The sequence below is a fragment of the Kluyvera genomosp. 3 genome (assembly GCF_011765685.1).
In the GTDB taxonomy this organism is placed as follows: Bacteria; Pseudomonadota; Gammaproteobacteria; order Enterobacterales; family Enterobacteriaceae; genus Kluyvera; species Kluyvera georgiana_A.
In genome coordinates, this window is sequence record NZ_CP050321.1 from 2792465 (window position 1) to 2807711 (window position 15247).

Consider the following 15247-nt stretch of genomic DNA (forward strand, 5'->3'; position numbering starts at 1 on the left):
CGCGATAGATTTAATACAGGGTTATTCATGTCAGCGGGTAAGTCGGGCCAGTCCTGCAAAACATGCTGGTATTCGTCGCCGTAATCCGTACCATACACGCCACACATTCGCTGATTCGCCGTCAGCGCGGGACAGCTCTTTTATCGTAAATCAAATGGACTGGAAGACGCTGTAGTGGCCTGGGTATCCATTTAGATTTTTGAGTAACTATTAAATGCAACAAAATCAAGAAATTAGCAAAAAAGAACAATACAATCTGAACAAATTACAGAAGCGTCTGCGTCGTAACGTGGGCGAAGCCATCGCTGACTTCAACATGATTGAAGACGGTGACCGCATTATGGTCTGCCTCTCCGGCGGTAAAGATAGCTACACCATGCTGGAAATTCTGCGCAATCTGCAACAGAGCGCGCCAATCAGCTTCAGCCTGGTGGCGGTCAACCTCGACCAGAAACAACCGGGCTTCCCCGAGCATATTCTGCCGGAATATCTGGAAAAGCTGGGCGTTGAGTACAAAATCGTCGAAGAGAACACCTACGGTATCGTCAAAGAGAAGATCCCGGAAGGGAAAACCACCTGCTCACTCTGCTCTCGTCTGCGTCGCGGGATCCTCTACCGCACGGCCACCGAATTGGGCGCGACAAAAATCGCCCTCGGCCACCACCGTGACGACATTCTGCAAACGCTGTTCCTGAACATGTTCTACGGCGGTAAAATGAAAGGTATGCCGCCGAAGCTGATGAGTGACGACGGCAAGCACATCGTTATCCGTCCGCTGGCCTACTGCCGCGAAAAAGACATCGAGCGTTTCTCCGAAGCCAAAGCGTTCCCGATCATTCCGTGTAATCTGTGCGGTTCTCAGCCGAACCTGCAGCGCCAGGTCATTGGCGATATGCTGCGCGACTGGGATAAACGCTATCCGGGCCGTATCGAGACCATGTTTAGCGCCATGCAGAACGTGGTGCCTTCACACCTGTGTGATACCAACCTTTTTGATTTCAAAGGGTTGAACCACGACAGCGAAGTGATTGAAGGTGGCGACCTGGCATTTGACCGGGAAGAGCTTCCGCTACAGCCAGTGGGCTGGCAGCCGGAAGAAGAAGACGGTCAGTTGGATGAGCTGCGTCTGAATGTGGTTGAAGTGAAGTAAGTCATTTGGCGTCTCAGGCTGCGGCCTGAGACGCTTTTCAGGATGCTATTTCAGCAGACGTACACGGCACGCCTTGCCTTTGATCTTCCCTTTCTGCAGCAATTTCCAGGCCTGATGCGCCACGCCTTCACGTACGGCTACGTAGACATGCGCCGGGTGGACATCGATTTTACCGATATCCGCGCCAACCAGTCCCATATCGCCGGTTAACGCGCCCAGCACATCGCCCGCACGCATTTTGGCCTTTTTACCCCCGTCGATACACAGGGTCATCATTTCCGGCGCCAGCGGCGTAATACGCGTTTTAGCCGGCTCTGGCATCCAGTTCAGCTTCAGTTGCAGCATTTCGGCCAGAATATTGGCGCGCTGCGCCTCTTCCGGCGCGCAGAAGCTCACCGCCAGCCCACTGTTGCCCGCACGCGCGGTACGGCCAATACGGTGTACGTGCACCTCCGGATCCCACGCCAGCTCGTAGTTCACCACCATCGCCAGCGATTTAATATCCAGCCCGCGCGCCGCCACGTCGGTCGCCACCAGAATACGCGCGCTGCCGTTGGCAAAACGTATCAGGGTCTGATCGCGGTCGCGCTGTTCGAGGTCGCCGTGCAGCGCAATGGTGCTTTGCCCCGCCGCGTTCAGCTCTTCAAACACCGCCTGACAATCTTTTTTGGTATTACAGAACACGACGCAAGAAGATGGCTGATGCAGGCTCAGCAGCTGCTGTAACAGCGCGATTTTGCCGTGACGTGGTACGTCAAAAAACTGCTGCTCAACCGAGGGGAGCGCGTCAACGCTATCAATTTCGATCGTTTCCGGCGAACGTTGCACACGGCCGCTGATGGCGGCAATCGCTTCCGGCCAGGTCGCGGAGAACAGCAGCGTCTGGCGAGACGCTGGCGCAAAGCGAATCACTTCGTCGATAGCATCGCTAAAGCCCATATCCAGCATGCGGTCCGCTTCATCCATCACCAGCGTTTGCAGTGCATCCAGCGATACGGTGCCCTTTTGCAGGTGATCCAGCAGGCGGCCCGGCGTCGCGACGATAATATGCGGCGCATGCTGCAACGAGTCGCGCTGCGCACCGAACGGCTGACCGCCGCAGAGGGTCAGCACCTTAATATTCGGCAGATAGCGCGCCAGGCGGCGAATCTCACCGGCGACCTGATCGGCCAGTTCGCGCGTCGGACACAGCACCAGCGACTGGGTCTGGAACAGGCTGGCATCGACATGCTGAAGCAGGCCAAGACCGAACGCTGCCGTTTTGCCGCTGCCGGTTTTCGCCTGCACGCGCACGTCCTTTCCGGCCAGAATCGCCGGCAGCGACGCGGCCTGAACCGGCGTCATAGAGAGATAGCCCAGATCGTTCAGATTATCGAGCTGGGCGGCAGGAAGGGCATTCAGGGTGGCAAAAGCGGTCACAGTATTTTCTCGCGAATAAGGGGCTAAGGTTCAGCAGGCGCGTATCCTCGCAGATCTCGACGCGGGATGCGACAAATTAATCGGTGGGTACCATCAGGGTAGCGGAAAAAAGACAAAAAAAAGCCGACTATTCTAAGCCGGCGTCGTACGAATCAATTGTGCTATGCAGTAATTCAAAAAAAGGAAGTAAGACAATATGGAGCGCAACGCCCATCGCTTGACGTTGCATTCACCTGCGGGATCGATATTGCCTCGATTGGCATGCCGTTTTATTGACCTTGCTCAAATTAAGTGGCGTTACCCTCTCCAAAAGAGGTAAAAAAGGTGATTTTTTACAACCAGTTACTACGGTGTAACCACCACGTAACACCACCGATAAGCAGTACCAGCATAATACAGAAAAGGGAAAAACCCAGATGCGAGCCGCCGCCGGGGATACCGCCAAGGTTGACGCCAAATAGCCCTGTCAGGAAGGTGCTGGGTAAAAAGACCATCGCCATCAACGACATGGTATAGGTTCGCCGGGAAAGCGACTCCTGCATCATCTGCGCAATTTCATCCGTCATCACCGCCGTGCGCGCGATACAGCCGTCAATTTCATCCAGCCCACGTCCCAGACGGTCGGCAATATCCTGCATACGACGACGCTGGTCGTCGGTCATCCACGACAGACGCTCGCTGGCCAGACGGGCGTAGACATCGCGCTGCGGCGCCATATAGCGGCGCATGACGATAAGCTGCTTACGCAACAGCGCCAGAAAACCTCGCGGCGGCACCTCCTGCTCCAGCAGATTATCTTCGAGGTCAATAATTTTGTCGTGCAACTGCTCGATAAACTCGCTGGCGTGATCGGTTAGCGCATCACAAATATCCACCAGCCACGAGCCGCAATCCGTCGGGCCGCTGCCCTCCTGGAGGTCGCTCACCACATCATCCAGCGCCAGCACTTTCCGCTGCCGGGTCGAAACGATCATGCGTTCATCAATATAGAGGCGCATCGCCACCAGTTGGTCCGGGCGTTCATCGGTGCTACCGTTAATGCAACGCAGGGTGATCAGCGTCCCCTCGCCCAGGCGACTGACCCGCGGACGCAGGCTTTCACCGGCAAGCGCATCGCGCACCAGATTGGGCAACAGCGGCGTCGTCGCCAGCCACTGGGCGCTGTCGGGGTGGGTATAGTTCAGGTGTAGCCAGCACGGATTCTCTTTACTGACGCTGTCCGCGTCGGTTAATGGCTTCACGCCGCCCTGGCCATCCAGTAGCCACGCAAATACCGCGTCTGGTACGTTTAGGTCCGATCCTTTTATGGCTTCCACATCGCCTCCGCTTAGCGCTCTTTATCCTGATAGTCTAGCCATCTCCTTTTGTTAAGCAACATACGCTGGTGCCATGACGCTGAAATTGTTCACAAAAACAGCTACACGTAAATTTCAGGCATAAAAAAACCCGGTATCGCTACCGGGTTGAGGGAAAAGCGACAGGGTTAAAACGATTGCCAGAAATTCTGCTCGTTGCTGCCGGTCGCGACGACAGGCTGTAGCGGCAGGCCACCGGCAGCCTGCCGTGGCGATGCGGTATTTTGCTCGTCCCCCACGCGGAAATTCTGCGTGCGCGACTGCAGTTCAATCACCTGACGCTTAAGAATATCGGACGATCTCGCCAGCTCCTCAACAACCGTGATATTGCTTTGCGTCACCGTCTCCAGCTCATTCAACGCCAGCGTAATCTGATCGATCCCTTTTTCCTGCTCAGAGGTCGAAACAGCAATCTGCTCCATCAGACCGTTTAACTCGCCCGAACCGGCGACGATCTCCTGCATGTTTTTCTCCGCTTCGGCGACGATACTCGCGCCCTGCGTGACGTTTTCACTGGTGACGCTAATTAAGGTCTTAATATTCTTGGCCGCTTCCGCGCTACGATGAGCCAGATTACGCACTTCACCGGCGACCACCGAGAACCCTTTGCCGTGATCGCCTGCCCTCGCCGCTTCCACCGCCGCATTCAGCGCCAGAATATTCGTCTGGAAGGCAATCCCGTCAATCATGGCGATAATTTCCGTCATCTGCCGGGCACAGTCGGTAATCGACTGCATATTGGTCGCCACTTCTCCCATCAGCGCGCCGCCTTTACGGGCACACTGCGTCGCCTCACCGGCGCGTTCGCTCGCCAGACGCGTATGTTCCGCGTTATTTTTGGTGCTGGCGGCGATCTGCTCCATGCTCGCCGCGGTCTCCATCAGGGTGGCCGACTGTTGCTCGGTTTTCACCGACAGCTCGCCGCTGCGGGTTGCCAACTGATCGGATAGCGACATTGCGGTGTCCGAAGAGGCGCGAATTTCCGCCACCAGCGTCGAGATATTATTCGATAAGTTATTGATCCCCGGAATTAAGCGCCCGGCACAGTTATTGCCGAAAACAGGAATTCGCACCGACAGATTGCCATCATTAACTTCATCGATGCTGCGCTTAACCGCATTAATCGGCGTCACCAGGTATTTGGTCATGTAGAGCCACAGAAGTCCCAACGCCGCTACCCATACAATATTAATTGTTAATAGCAAGAATATATTTTTTGATAGTATTAGACAGATCACATCGGCAATAACAAAAACCGCCAAAATAAAGACCAGGATAAACGTTCGGACGCTAATGTTTTTAAACATAACCTACCCTCAACGCTGGTTGTATAATTTTGTTATATCACCAGAAGATGTATTTTCCAGACCATTTTAACTATTTTCATCACTTTAACCGTTCGCGGTGTCAGTTTGCCTTAATGCAGAATATAACAACAACTAAAGACAAATTTTCCACACCAGCCTACTTAAGCATGGCTTAACTCTATAGAAATAAAGCATAATATAATGCGCCCCACTTATTTATTAACTGGCGTTTCACGATAATTAAGCCATGCTAAATAAACCGAGCGCAGCATCTAATCTTATAAAAAAAAGATAACTCTTTCGCTATTTCACTGGTTTAAATTCGGAATTTACTGATAGATTAAATAGAACCCACTCTATGAAAAGGTATGGTTTGCATGACGCTACACGCTTCGTGGGACCCGATACTGGTCGGTATTTCATTCCTGGTGGCATTCATCGCATCTTTCGTTGCGCTTGATAGTGCTGCAAAAATTGCCGCTTCAAATAAGAAGGCGGCTATCTTCTGGCGTATTACCGGCGGCGCTACGCTGGGTATTGGTATCTGGTCGATGCATTTTATCGGCATGCTGGCCATGAAGATGCCTATGCCAATGAGTTATCACCTGGCGCTGACGGTCATTTCACTGCTGGCGGCGATTATCGCGTCTTCACTGGCGATTAATATCGCCGTCGCGGGAAATACGCTGTCGCTTAAACGCTTGTGCATTGCCACCGCCCTACTCAGCAGCGGTGTCGTCATCATGCACTATGTCGGCATGGCTGCGCTGATGTCGCATGACGATATCATCTGGAGCGTGCCGCTGATTATCGCCTCCGTGGTGATCGCCATCGTTGCCTCCTGCGTCGGCTTGTGGTTAGCCTTCAGCCTGCGCCTGAACAGTAAAGGGGTATTGCTGACGCGCGTTGGCGCGGCGTTTGCGATGGGAATTGCGATTGCCGCGATGCACTATACCGGCATGAGCGCCGCCACCTTCACCGGCAGCGGGCATATCATGGCCAATCATGCGGCCATGGTGAGCGAAGAAGGCCTTTCGATATGGGTTTCCGCCACCACGCTACTGCTGCTGGGGCTGATGCTCATGATCTCAATGGTGGACTCCCAGGTACGCACGACGCGACTCACTGAAAACCTCCAGCGCCTGAACCAGCAGCTTGAGCAGCAGGCACGCTACGACGGGCTTACCGGCCTCGCTAACCGTAGCCAGATTGATATGCGCCTGCTGGCTTGCCTGCATCAGGCTCGACTGGCTGGCAGCACTTTCGCGCTGGTGCTGATGGATCTCGACCGCTTTAAGCTGGTCAACGACGCCTGGGGCCATCACGTCGGCGATAATCTGCTGGTCTCCGTCGCTAACCGTATGAGCGCCTGCCTGATGCCGAAAATGACCCTCGCCCGCATCGGCGGCGACGAGTTTATCCTGCTGGCGCCCGACTGCACCGAGGCGGAAATCGCCGATATCTGTACGCGGATGGTCGAAAGCATCCGGCGGCCGTTTTACCATTCCGGGCAAATTCTGCAAATCTCGCTGAGCGTTGGCATCAGCCTCTACCCCGGTCACGGCGAAACGCCGCAGGATCTGAAGCTCGCCGCCGATACCGCGATGTATCACGTGAAACATAGCGGGCGAAATGGATGGGTGTTCTACAACGAGTCGATGCTCGATAGCACCTGGCAGGGCGCGCATTTCTTACAGGACCTGACCCAGGCGCTGGAGCGCAATCAGTTTGAACTGTGGTACCAGCCGAAATACCACGTCAAAGAAAAACGGATTTACGGCTTTGAAGCATTGCTGCGCTGGCGGCATCCGAAAAAAGGCATTTTGCTGCCGGAAGTCTTCCTCTCTACGCTACAGAATACGGGGCTGATTGTCTCAGTCGGTAACTGGGTGCTGGAACAGGCTTGCATTCAGATGCATAAGTGGAGCCTTTCCGGGCACGATGACTGGACGCTTTCGCTGAATATTTCACCGGTCCAGTTTGAGCAGCAAAACTTCTACGAGCAGGTTTGCGACGCGCTGGTACGCCATCGTATTTCGCCGACGCGTTTAACCATCGAGCTTGCCGAAACCACGGCGTTACACGGTTTCGATCGCAGCGTGCAAATCTTTAATGATTTCTGCCGCATTGGTATCACTATTTCCATTGATAACTTTGGCGTCGGTTACTCCAATATGCTGGCGCTGCAGGATCTCCCCGCCGGTGAATTGAAGATTGATAAAAGCTTTATGAAAGATATGCGGGAGAACAGCAAACACATCAAAATCGTCTCGACGATTATCACCATCGCCCATTCCATGAATATGGATGTGGTGGCAGAGGGCGTAGAAACCCAGGAGCAGCAGCGTATCCTCACCGGGCTGGGCTGCGACGCACTACAGGGGTTCTGGTTCTCCGACCCGGTACCAGCGGAGGATATTGAAGTGATGCTGAGTAATCTGCCGCTCAGCGGCGATCCTAACGCGCCAGCCGCGCTGCGCCGCGACATTTCATCAGCCACGGGGAAAAAAAGGCAGGCGTGAAAATCGGTGATCCCCCTGGCCGGAGCATCAGCGGGGATCACCTTCCCCACGTTCGAGATAGGCGACCGTGAAGGTCTGATAGTCGCTGGCGTCCACCTGCTCTTCTACGCCATGGCATTGCAGGCGGTTGGTCGGTTCACGTAACGTATGACGCTCAAACTTTTCGACGAGCGTGCACTCTTCAAGCCAGCGTTTTCCCAGGGCAACCTCATCGTTCTTGATCCCCGGCATTAACACCAACACCACCAGCAGCGCAAACGCCGCCGCAGCGGAAAGCCATGTTGTAAACAGCACGGCAATCGGCACGTTGAGCTTTGAAAACAGATAACTTGCCAGCAGCAAAAGCAGAAAGATGCCGAGCAGCACTTTGCCAAATATCATGACATCAGACATATAAATCATCGCTGTTTGCCCGGGCATAAGAAGGTGAAAAGCGGCTTATCCGCAGAGGATATCGCACGCATGATATCGTCCGCCAATTATAGCACTCCCGTTATCTCTGCAAGTGTCTCAGCAGAACGATACTCCATGTTGGCAGAGCTGCTGCCCCGATCTTGCCGGTGCGGCAGCCCCGCTTTTAACCATTGCTGATATCCGTGATGTAGCGCGCGGTTTGCGGTTCGCTATCCCTTTGTGGCCAGGCTATATCTTAGACATCTTTACTCAAAGAGGATGGGCTATGGCAGGCAAAAAGATACTGATGCTGGTTGGCGATTACGCGGAAGATTACGAAACTATGGTGCCCTTTCAGGCGCTACAGATGATTGGTCATCAGGTCGATGCCGTTTGTCCTGACAAGCCAAAGGGTGACTATATCATGACGGCAATTCATGACTTTGACGGCGCCCAGACCTATAGCGAGAAACCCGGCCACCGCTTCGTGCTCAACGCCGATTTTGCCAGCGTCAATGAAGCGGATTACGACGCGCTGCTGATCCCCGGCGGACGCGCGCCAGAATACCTGCGTTTATACGAAGCGGTCATTAAGCTGGTTCAGGACTTCGATGTGGCGAACAAACCCATTGCCGCGGTTTGCCATGGCCCGCAGCTGCTGGCCGCCGCGGGGGTTTTGCAAGGCCGGACCTGCAGCGCCTACCCGGCCTGTGCGCCGGAAGTGCGGCTGAGCGGCGGCGAATATGCTGATATTGGTATCGATGAAGCGTATGTGGACGGCAACCTCGTGACCGCGCCGGCATGGCCTGCACATCCACAATGGCTGGCTAAGTTTGCCGAGCTGTTGCGATAGGGTTCCAAAACAGGCGCTTTTTAGCGCCTGTTTTCATTGGATAAACCCGGTTCAGTCATGGATTTTAACGCCAAGACAGCCGCGAACAAATTCCGGGTTAAAATGTTTCACCGCCTCCCCCACATAGCCCGCATCCAGCGCGCTGATTTTTGCCATTTCAGCATCGGTCAGGGAAAAATCCCAGATCGCAAAGTTCTCTGCAATACGTTTTTGTTGGGTAGATTTCGGGATCACCGTGACGCCACGCTGCACGTTCCAGCGCAAGACAATCTGCGCAATGGTTTTTTGATGGGCATCGGCGATGCCTTGCAGCATTTCATCTTCATAAGGCTTATGTCTGCCACCGCCTAACGGCGCCCAGGCTTCGGGCTGAACGTTATAACGCTTCATGGTTTCCAGAGCGTCAGGCTGCGCGAAGTAAGGATGCAATTCCACCTGATTGACCATCGGCTTGATTCTGACGGTTTCACAGAAGTTGGTTAATACATGCGCATAGAAATTCGACACGCCGATGGCTTTCAGTTTACCGGCATCATAAGCCTCTTCCAGCGCGCGCCACGCGGTGAAATAATCCCCCATCGCCTGATGCAGTAAATAGAGGTCAAAATAGGCTAGCCCTGACTTTTTCAGCGACGCGTCAATACCGGCTTTCGCCGCGTCGAAGCTGGCCATGTCCTGCACCCACAGCTTGGAGGTAATGAATAGTTCCTCGCGGGTACACAGCCCATCAGCGATGGCTTCACGAACGGCCTCCCCTACGGCGTCTTCGTTGCCATAGACGGCAGCGGTATCGATAAGGCGATAACCCGTGCGAATAGCGCTTAACACCGACTGCTTACATTCTTCTTTATCGGTAACCTTAAAAACGCCAAACCCCACCATCGGCATTTTTAGGCTGTTACTTAATACTGAATATTCCACGGTAATGCCTCTATCAGGTTAAAACATGATTTTAAGATACAACGCTCGCCACAATTAGACTGTTAAAACTGATTTGACCTATGCAATAGATTCATGAATCTGGTGTTTTAATAAGATCGGTCCCCTTCAGGGGGAAATAAGGCGTAAAAAAACGGGCGCGGTAAGCGGCGCCCGTTCTGAGTTTTGCAGCGATGGTTTTATCAGTGCTTAATGATATACATCGTATGCGTATACGCCACATCTTCCGGATTGGTGATCGGGTATCCTTTCACCCACGGCTTAATTAAGCGGCCGTTGGTATACTGGTAGATGGGTGCAATCGGCGCTTTTTCGGCGAGGATTTTTTCCGCGGCGTTGTAGTCGGCGTTACGCGCCTCGGCGGTGTTTTCCAGGCTCGCCTGACGGATCACTTTGTCATAGGCAGGATCGTTAAAGCGCGCAATGTTGCCGCTGTTTGTCGAGGTCAGCAGCGACAGGAAAGTAGACGGTTCGTTGTAATCGCCCACCCACGAAGCGCGAATCACATCGAAGTTGCCGGTATTGCGGCTATCGATGTAGGTTTTCCACTCCTGGTTTTGCAGCTTAACGTCGACGCCCAGATTTTTCTTCCACATTGACGCCACGGCGATAGCAATCTTCTGATGTACTTCCTGGGTGTTGTACAGCAGGGTCAGCTTCAGCGGACGATTCGGGCCATAGCCTGCCGCTTGCAGCAACATTTTCGCCTGCGCGTTCAGCTCTGCCTGGCTGCTCTCTTCCAGCGCCGACGTCTGAGGTTTAAAACCTGCCGTCACGTCTGGCGTAAAGCGCCACGCGGGTTTTTCGCCGGTCCCCAACACCTTCTCCGCGATGATACGACGATCGATGCTCATGCTGAGCGCCAGACGTACACGCGCATCAGCGGTAGGCCCCTTTTGGGTGTTAAAGGCGTAGTAATAGGTGCCCAGTTGCGCAGGCGTAAAGACCTGACCCGGTAGCTCTTTTTTGAGCTTCTGATACTGGTTTTTCGCGAACGACTCCGTGATATCGATATCCCCGGCCTGATAGCGTTTGGTGGCCGCAGATTCCTGGTTAATCGGCATAAAGGTGACTTTCTGAATCACCGTTTTGGCGTTATCCCAGTAGTACTTATTCGGCACCGCCACCAGCTTTTCATTCACGACACGGTCGGCCAGAACATAGGCGCCGTTCCCCACCAGTTTGCCCGGACGCGTCCAGTTTTTATCGCTTTCGACAACGGTTTTATTCACCGGATAGAGCGAGAAGTTAGCCGTCAGATTCACAAACCACGGCAGCGGCTTATCGAGCTGGACCCGCAGCGTATGCGCGTCCACGGCGGTTACGCCCAGGGTTTCGGGCTTGGCTTTGCCATCAATAATATCCTGCGCATTCGTGATGCCCGCTAACGCCGCAAACCAGGCAAACGGCGAGGTGGTTTTTGGGTCAACCAGACGCTGCCAGCTGTAGACGAAATCCTGCGCCGTCACCGGCGTGCCGTCCGACCATTTAGCGTCGTTGCGAAGGGTAAACGTCCAGATTTTCTGATCGTTGGTTTGCCAGCGGGTAGCAACGCCAGGAATGATATTGCCGTGAGCATCCTGATTCACCAGACCTTCATACAGATCGCGAATGACCTGAATCTCCGGTAGCCCCACCGCCTTCGCGGGATCTAATGAAGCGGGTTCATCTTTAATGTGACGAACCAGCTCTTGCTGCTTCGCCAGCACCGTTCCGGCGGGAACGTCGGCCGCGACGGCGATAGAACTCAGACCTGAAAGCAAGACGGCGCAACAGGTCAAGGTGAACGGTAACTTCATGTCATCCCCTTTAAATAGGTAAACCCACACAACTTGATGAAAATATTATTTGTTTCACTTACGCGAATTGCAAACAGCATGTCACATAAACTTGATATATCCCCAGCAATATCCATAAGGGAAACTATTTGATTCGCGGATGATTTTGCACAACACTGCTCAATATCCCCATTGCGTATCAGGATGCAGCGTATGTCAGCCACTCGCCCTCGCGCTCAGCGCGGCGCGTTCCCACCAGGGACACAACACTATGGTCGTTCACTGTTAGGCGCACCGCTTATCTGGTTTCCCGCGCCGCTGGCCGGTCCGCAAAGCGGCTTAATCATTGCCGGTACGCACGGCGATGAAAACGCCTCGGTGGTCACCCTCTCCTGCGCGCTGCGCACGCTGGCACCGGAGCTACGGCGTCATCACGTGGTACTGGCCGTTAACCCGGACGGCTGCCAACTGGGGCTACGCGCCAACGCCAACGGCGTGGATCTCAATCGCAACTTTCCGTCAGCCAACTGGAAAACCGGTGAAACGGTCTATCGCTGGAACAGCGCGGCCGAGCAGCGTGATGTGGTATTGCTCACCGGCAGCCGCCCTGGCTCTGAACCGGAAAGCCGCGCGTTGTGTCAGTTGATTCATCAGATAAACCCGGCATGGGTGGTGTCGTTCCATGACCCGCTGGCCTGTATTGAAGACGCCCGCAATAGCGAGCTGGGACAATGGTTGGCGGACGCATTCGCGCTGCCGCTGGTCAGCAGCGTAGGCTACGAAACGCCCGGCTCGTTCGGCAGTTGGTGCAACGATATCGGGCTACACTGCATCACCGCCGAGTTTCCGGCAATCTCCTCAGACGAAGCCAGCGAGAAATATCTGGCGGCGATGACGGGGCTGCTGCACTGGCAGACAACAAAACCGACGAAATAACCCGTCGCTGGTCTGGCCGCAGCACGCCGGGGACGTATTGCGGTCAGGAACGCGCCTGAGGCTGATGCCATCAAGGATCCACGCAGGGAAAGAGAATACGGTTCGCGGATTGTTCGGCAAATTGAACGTTATTTAGCCGCTGCGACCTTAATCGACAGGACCTTTTCCGTATAGACGGTGCAATTCGAGGGAATATCTTTATTGATAAACGACATTGCGCCAATGGTCACATTGTCGCCGATCGTTATTTGGTCGCCGATAATGCAGGAATTAGCGCCGATATTCACATTATCGCCAATGGTGATAAGCCTATCACCGTAATTATTCTTCGTCCCAATGGTTGTATTTTGTCTAATCAGTAAATTCTTACCAATAACCACATTATGGGTGATAACCACGCCATGAAAATGCGTGATGCGAAAGCCGCCACCAATGTCAGCGCCTAACATAATTTCAGTATTGTATTGTGATTCTAACTTGCGGTTAATCCTGAACGCGGCCCAGCGTCGGAATGTACCGCCTTGCAGAAACAGACAATTAGCAATGCGCCACCAGACAATGAAGCGTTTCCCGGGTTGTCTCCAGCAGCGCAGCAGGATCCTACGCCAGGTAAATGGCTTGCGCCCCTTCAAAACATCGTCACGTAACAGCGACTTCATTTCCGCATAGAGTTCTTTTTTTGTTTTCTGTCTGGATGTAACCATACCCGCCTCTTGCCATGAAATTGCGCCGCTTGAATACACAATTTAATATAAGCATATTCTTAAACAATAAAAACCCGCGCATCATGCACGGGTTTGGCGGATATTTTGTGATTAGGGATGCGGTTTATTGCCGAAAGGGATCACAAATGAAGCTCACCGCAGGTAAAACGTAAGGCCGGCTGCGCGTCGGCGGCCAGCCACGTCGGACCGTCGAGGTCGGCAAAGCGCACCAGCGGCGCCAACGGCAGCGCGGCGGCGATAGCGCGCGAGGTGCACAGCATGCAGCCGAGCATCAGCGCGAAGCCCTGCGCTTTGGCCTCCGCGGCCAGCGCCAGCGCCTCGGTAAGGCCGCCGGTTTTATCCAGCTTGATATTGACCATGTCATAGCGCCCGCGCAGCACCGGCAGGTCTTCGCGGGTATGGCAGCTCTCATCAGCGCAGATCGGCAACGGGTGGATAAAGTTATCCAGCGCCTCATCCTCACCAACCGGGAGCGGCTGCTCCAGCATCGCCACGTTAAGATCGGCCAACAGTTGGCAGCGCGCGGCCAGTCCGTCGCTATGCCAGGATTCGTTGGCGTCAACAATCAGCGTGGCCTCCGGCGCCGCTTCACGAATCGCCACCATCCGCTCGCAAATAAAGTGATTATCCAGTTTTACCTTTAGCAGCCGGGCACCGCTTGCAAACAGCGCCCGCGCACTGGCAGCCATCTGTTCTGGCGTGCCGATGACGACCGTTTGCGCCGTCGTGACCGTCGCTGGCAAGATAACGCCCAATTGTGTGACAACGTCACTTCTATTAAGCGCAGTTTCCAGACTCCATAACGCGCAGTCCACCGCATTACGTGCGGCCCCTGCCGGCAGCAAATGATTGAGCTGCTCGCGCGTGATGCCGTGCTCGAGCTGCTCGCCGATTGCCATAATCTGCGCCATCACCGAAGCGATGCTCTCGCCGTAGCGCGGATACGGCGTGCACTCGCCAACGCCTTTTACGCCATCTTGCTCAAGCTCGACCACCACGACCTTTGCTTCGCTGCGGCTACCGCGCGCAATGACAAACGGCGTATGCAGCGGCCAGGCCTCTTCGAACACTCGCAGCTTTCTCATCTTGGCTCCTTTCATTCAGGCACAAATAGGGTTTGCCGTGTTAACGCCTGTTGTCATACACTAGGGTCGACGTTAACTATATGTAAACAGGAAGATAATCATGTCGCAAACCGTACATTTCCAGGGCAATCCCGTTGCTGTTCAAGGTTCTATCCCACAGGCGGGCGATAAAGCTCAACCGTTTACGCTGGTGGCAAAAGATCTGTCGGACGTCACCCTCGGCCAGTTCGCTGGCAAACGTAAAGTTCTTAACATTTTCCCGAGCATCGATACCGGCGTTTGCGCGGCATCTGTGCGTAAATTCAACCAGTTAGCGGGTGAACTGTCTAACACCGTGGTGCTGTGCGTATCCGCTGACCTGCCGTTCGCCCAGTCACGCTTCTGCGGCGCGGAAGGCCTGAGCAACGTCGTCACCCTGTCCACCCTGCGTGCGCCGGAATTCCTGCAGACCTATGGCGTCGGCATTGCCGATGGCGCGCTGAAAGGCCTGGCGGCACGTGCCGTGGTGGTGATTGATGAAAACGACAACGTCGTATACAGCGAGCTGGTGAACGAAATCACCAACGAGCCGGATTACGATGCTGCACTGGCGGCACTGAAAGCGTAATACCGTTGTCCTGACCACAGCGTGGCCAGGACAATTTCTTATCCCTCAGCCTCTTAGACTATATGATTTGCGGTACTGGAGGGGGGTTTTTGCCATATATTTTCGAAAACTGGTGATAAACCAGGCATACTCCGTAAATCCCGATTGCTCCCCCACTTCTCTGACCGACAGCACGGCG

Annotated in this window: 13 protein-coding genes; 5 read left to right on the forward strand and 8 right to left on the reverse strand. The window is 54.3% G+C overall.

Going from position 1 to position 15247, the window contains the following annotated elements; all coding sequences use genetic code 11:
• Nucleotides 1–214 precede the first annotated feature (214 nt).
• Complete coding sequence (ttcA, locus tag GY169_RS13130; protein WP_163447389.1) at nt 215–1150, forward strand: tRNA 2-thiocytidine(32) synthetase TtcA; 936 nt, start codon at nt 215–217, stop codon at nt 1148–1150.
• 45 nt (nt 1151–1195) lie between these two features.
• Here the strand turns inward: ttcA and dbpA are convergent, their stop codons facing one another.
• The 3 genes from dbpA to GY169_RS13145 form a co-directional block, all read right to left on the reverse strand.
• Nucleotides 1196–2569, reverse strand: a complete 1374-nt coding sequence (dbpA, locus tag GY169_RS13135; RefSeq protein ID WP_163447388.1) for an ATP-dependent RNA helicase DbpA — start codon at nt 2567–2569, stop codon at nt 1196–1198.
• 332 nt (nt 2570–2901) lie between these two features.
• Complete coding sequence (gene zntB / locus GY169_RS13140) at nt 2902–3885, reverse strand: zinc transporter ZntB (RefSeq protein ID WP_064545875.1); 984 nt, start codon at nt 3883–3885, stop codon at nt 2902–2904.
• 167 nt (nt 3886–4052) lie between these two features.
• Nucleotides 4053–5231 (reverse strand): methyl-accepting chemotaxis protein, encoded by a 1179-nt coding sequence (locus GY169_RS13145; RefSeq protein ID WP_167576015.1) that lies wholly within the window; start codon nt 5229–5231, stop codon nt 4053–4055.
• 377 nt (nt 5232–5608) lie between these two features.
• On the opposite strand from GY169_RS13145, the gene GY169_RS13150 reads away from it, so the two are divergent.
• Nucleotides 5609–7753 carry a putative bifunctional diguanylate cyclase/phosphodiesterase gene (locus GY169_RS13150; protein WP_163447386.1) on the forward strand — a complete coding sequence of 715 codons (2145 nt, stop codon included), beginning with the start codon at nt 5609–5611 and terminating at the stop codon, nt 7751–7753.
• 27 nt (nt 7754–7780) lie between these two features.
• Here the strand turns inward: GY169_RS13150 and GY169_RS13155 are convergent, their stop codons facing one another.
• Complete coding sequence (locus tag GY169_RS13155; protein WP_167576016.1) at nt 7781–8146, reverse strand: hypothetical protein; 366 nt, start codon at nt 8144–8146, stop codon at nt 7781–7783.
• Nucleotides 8147–8432: 286 nt separating this feature from the next.
• On the opposite strand from GY169_RS13155, the gene GY169_RS13160 reads away from it, so the two are divergent.
• Nucleotides 8433–8999 (forward strand): DJ-1/PfpI family protein, encoded by a 567-nt coding sequence (locus GY169_RS13160; protein WP_163447384.1) that lies wholly within the window; start codon nt 8433–8435, stop codon nt 8997–8999.
• 51 nt (nt 9000–9050) lie between these two features.
• On the opposite strand, the gene GY169_RS13165 is transcribed toward GY169_RS13160, so the two are convergent.
• Nucleotides 9051–9920 carry an aldo/keto reductase gene (locus GY169_RS13165; protein WP_167576017.1) on the reverse strand — a complete coding sequence of 290 codons (870 nt, stop codon included), beginning with the start codon at nt 9918–9920 and terminating at the stop codon, nt 9051–9053.
• Nucleotides 9921–10120: 200 nt separating this feature from the next.
• Nucleotides 10121–11737 (reverse strand): ABC transporter substrate-binding protein, encoded by a 1617-nt coding sequence (locus tag GY169_RS13170; RefSeq protein ID WP_167576018.1) that lies wholly within the window; start codon nt 11735–11737, stop codon nt 10121–10123.
• Between the two features lie 192 nt (nt 11738–11929).
• Between GY169_RS13170 and mpaA the strand changes: the two genes are divergently transcribed.
• Nucleotides 11930–12652 (forward strand): murein tripeptide amidase MpaA, encoded by a 723-nt coding sequence (mpaA, locus tag GY169_RS13175; RefSeq protein WP_167576019.1) that lies wholly within the window; start codon nt 11930–11932, stop codon nt 12650–12652.
• A gap of 128 nt (nt 12653–12780) precedes the next feature.
• Here the strand turns inward: mpaA and GY169_RS13180 are convergent, their stop codons facing one another.
• Nucleotides 12781–13356, reverse strand: coding sequence for a serine O-acetyltransferase (locus GY169_RS13180; protein WP_191091004.1), 576 nt, complete (start codon nt 13354–13356; stop codon nt 12781–12783).
• Between the two features lie 140 nt (nt 13357–13496).
• Nucleotides 13497–14462, reverse strand: a complete 966-nt coding sequence (gene ycjG / locus GY169_RS13185; RefSeq protein WP_167576020.1) for an L-Ala-D/L-Glu epimerase — start codon at nt 14460–14462, stop codon at nt 13497–13499.
• 100 nt (nt 14463–14562) lie between these two features.
• Here ycjG and tpx point away from each other — a divergent pair, with 100 nt between their 5' ends.
• Nucleotides 14563–15069, forward strand: a complete 507-nt coding sequence (gene tpx, locus GY169_RS13190) for a thiol peroxidase (protein WP_167576021.1) — start codon at nt 14563–14565, stop codon at nt 15067–15069.
• The last annotated feature ends 178 nt before the right edge of the window (nt 15070–15247 follow it).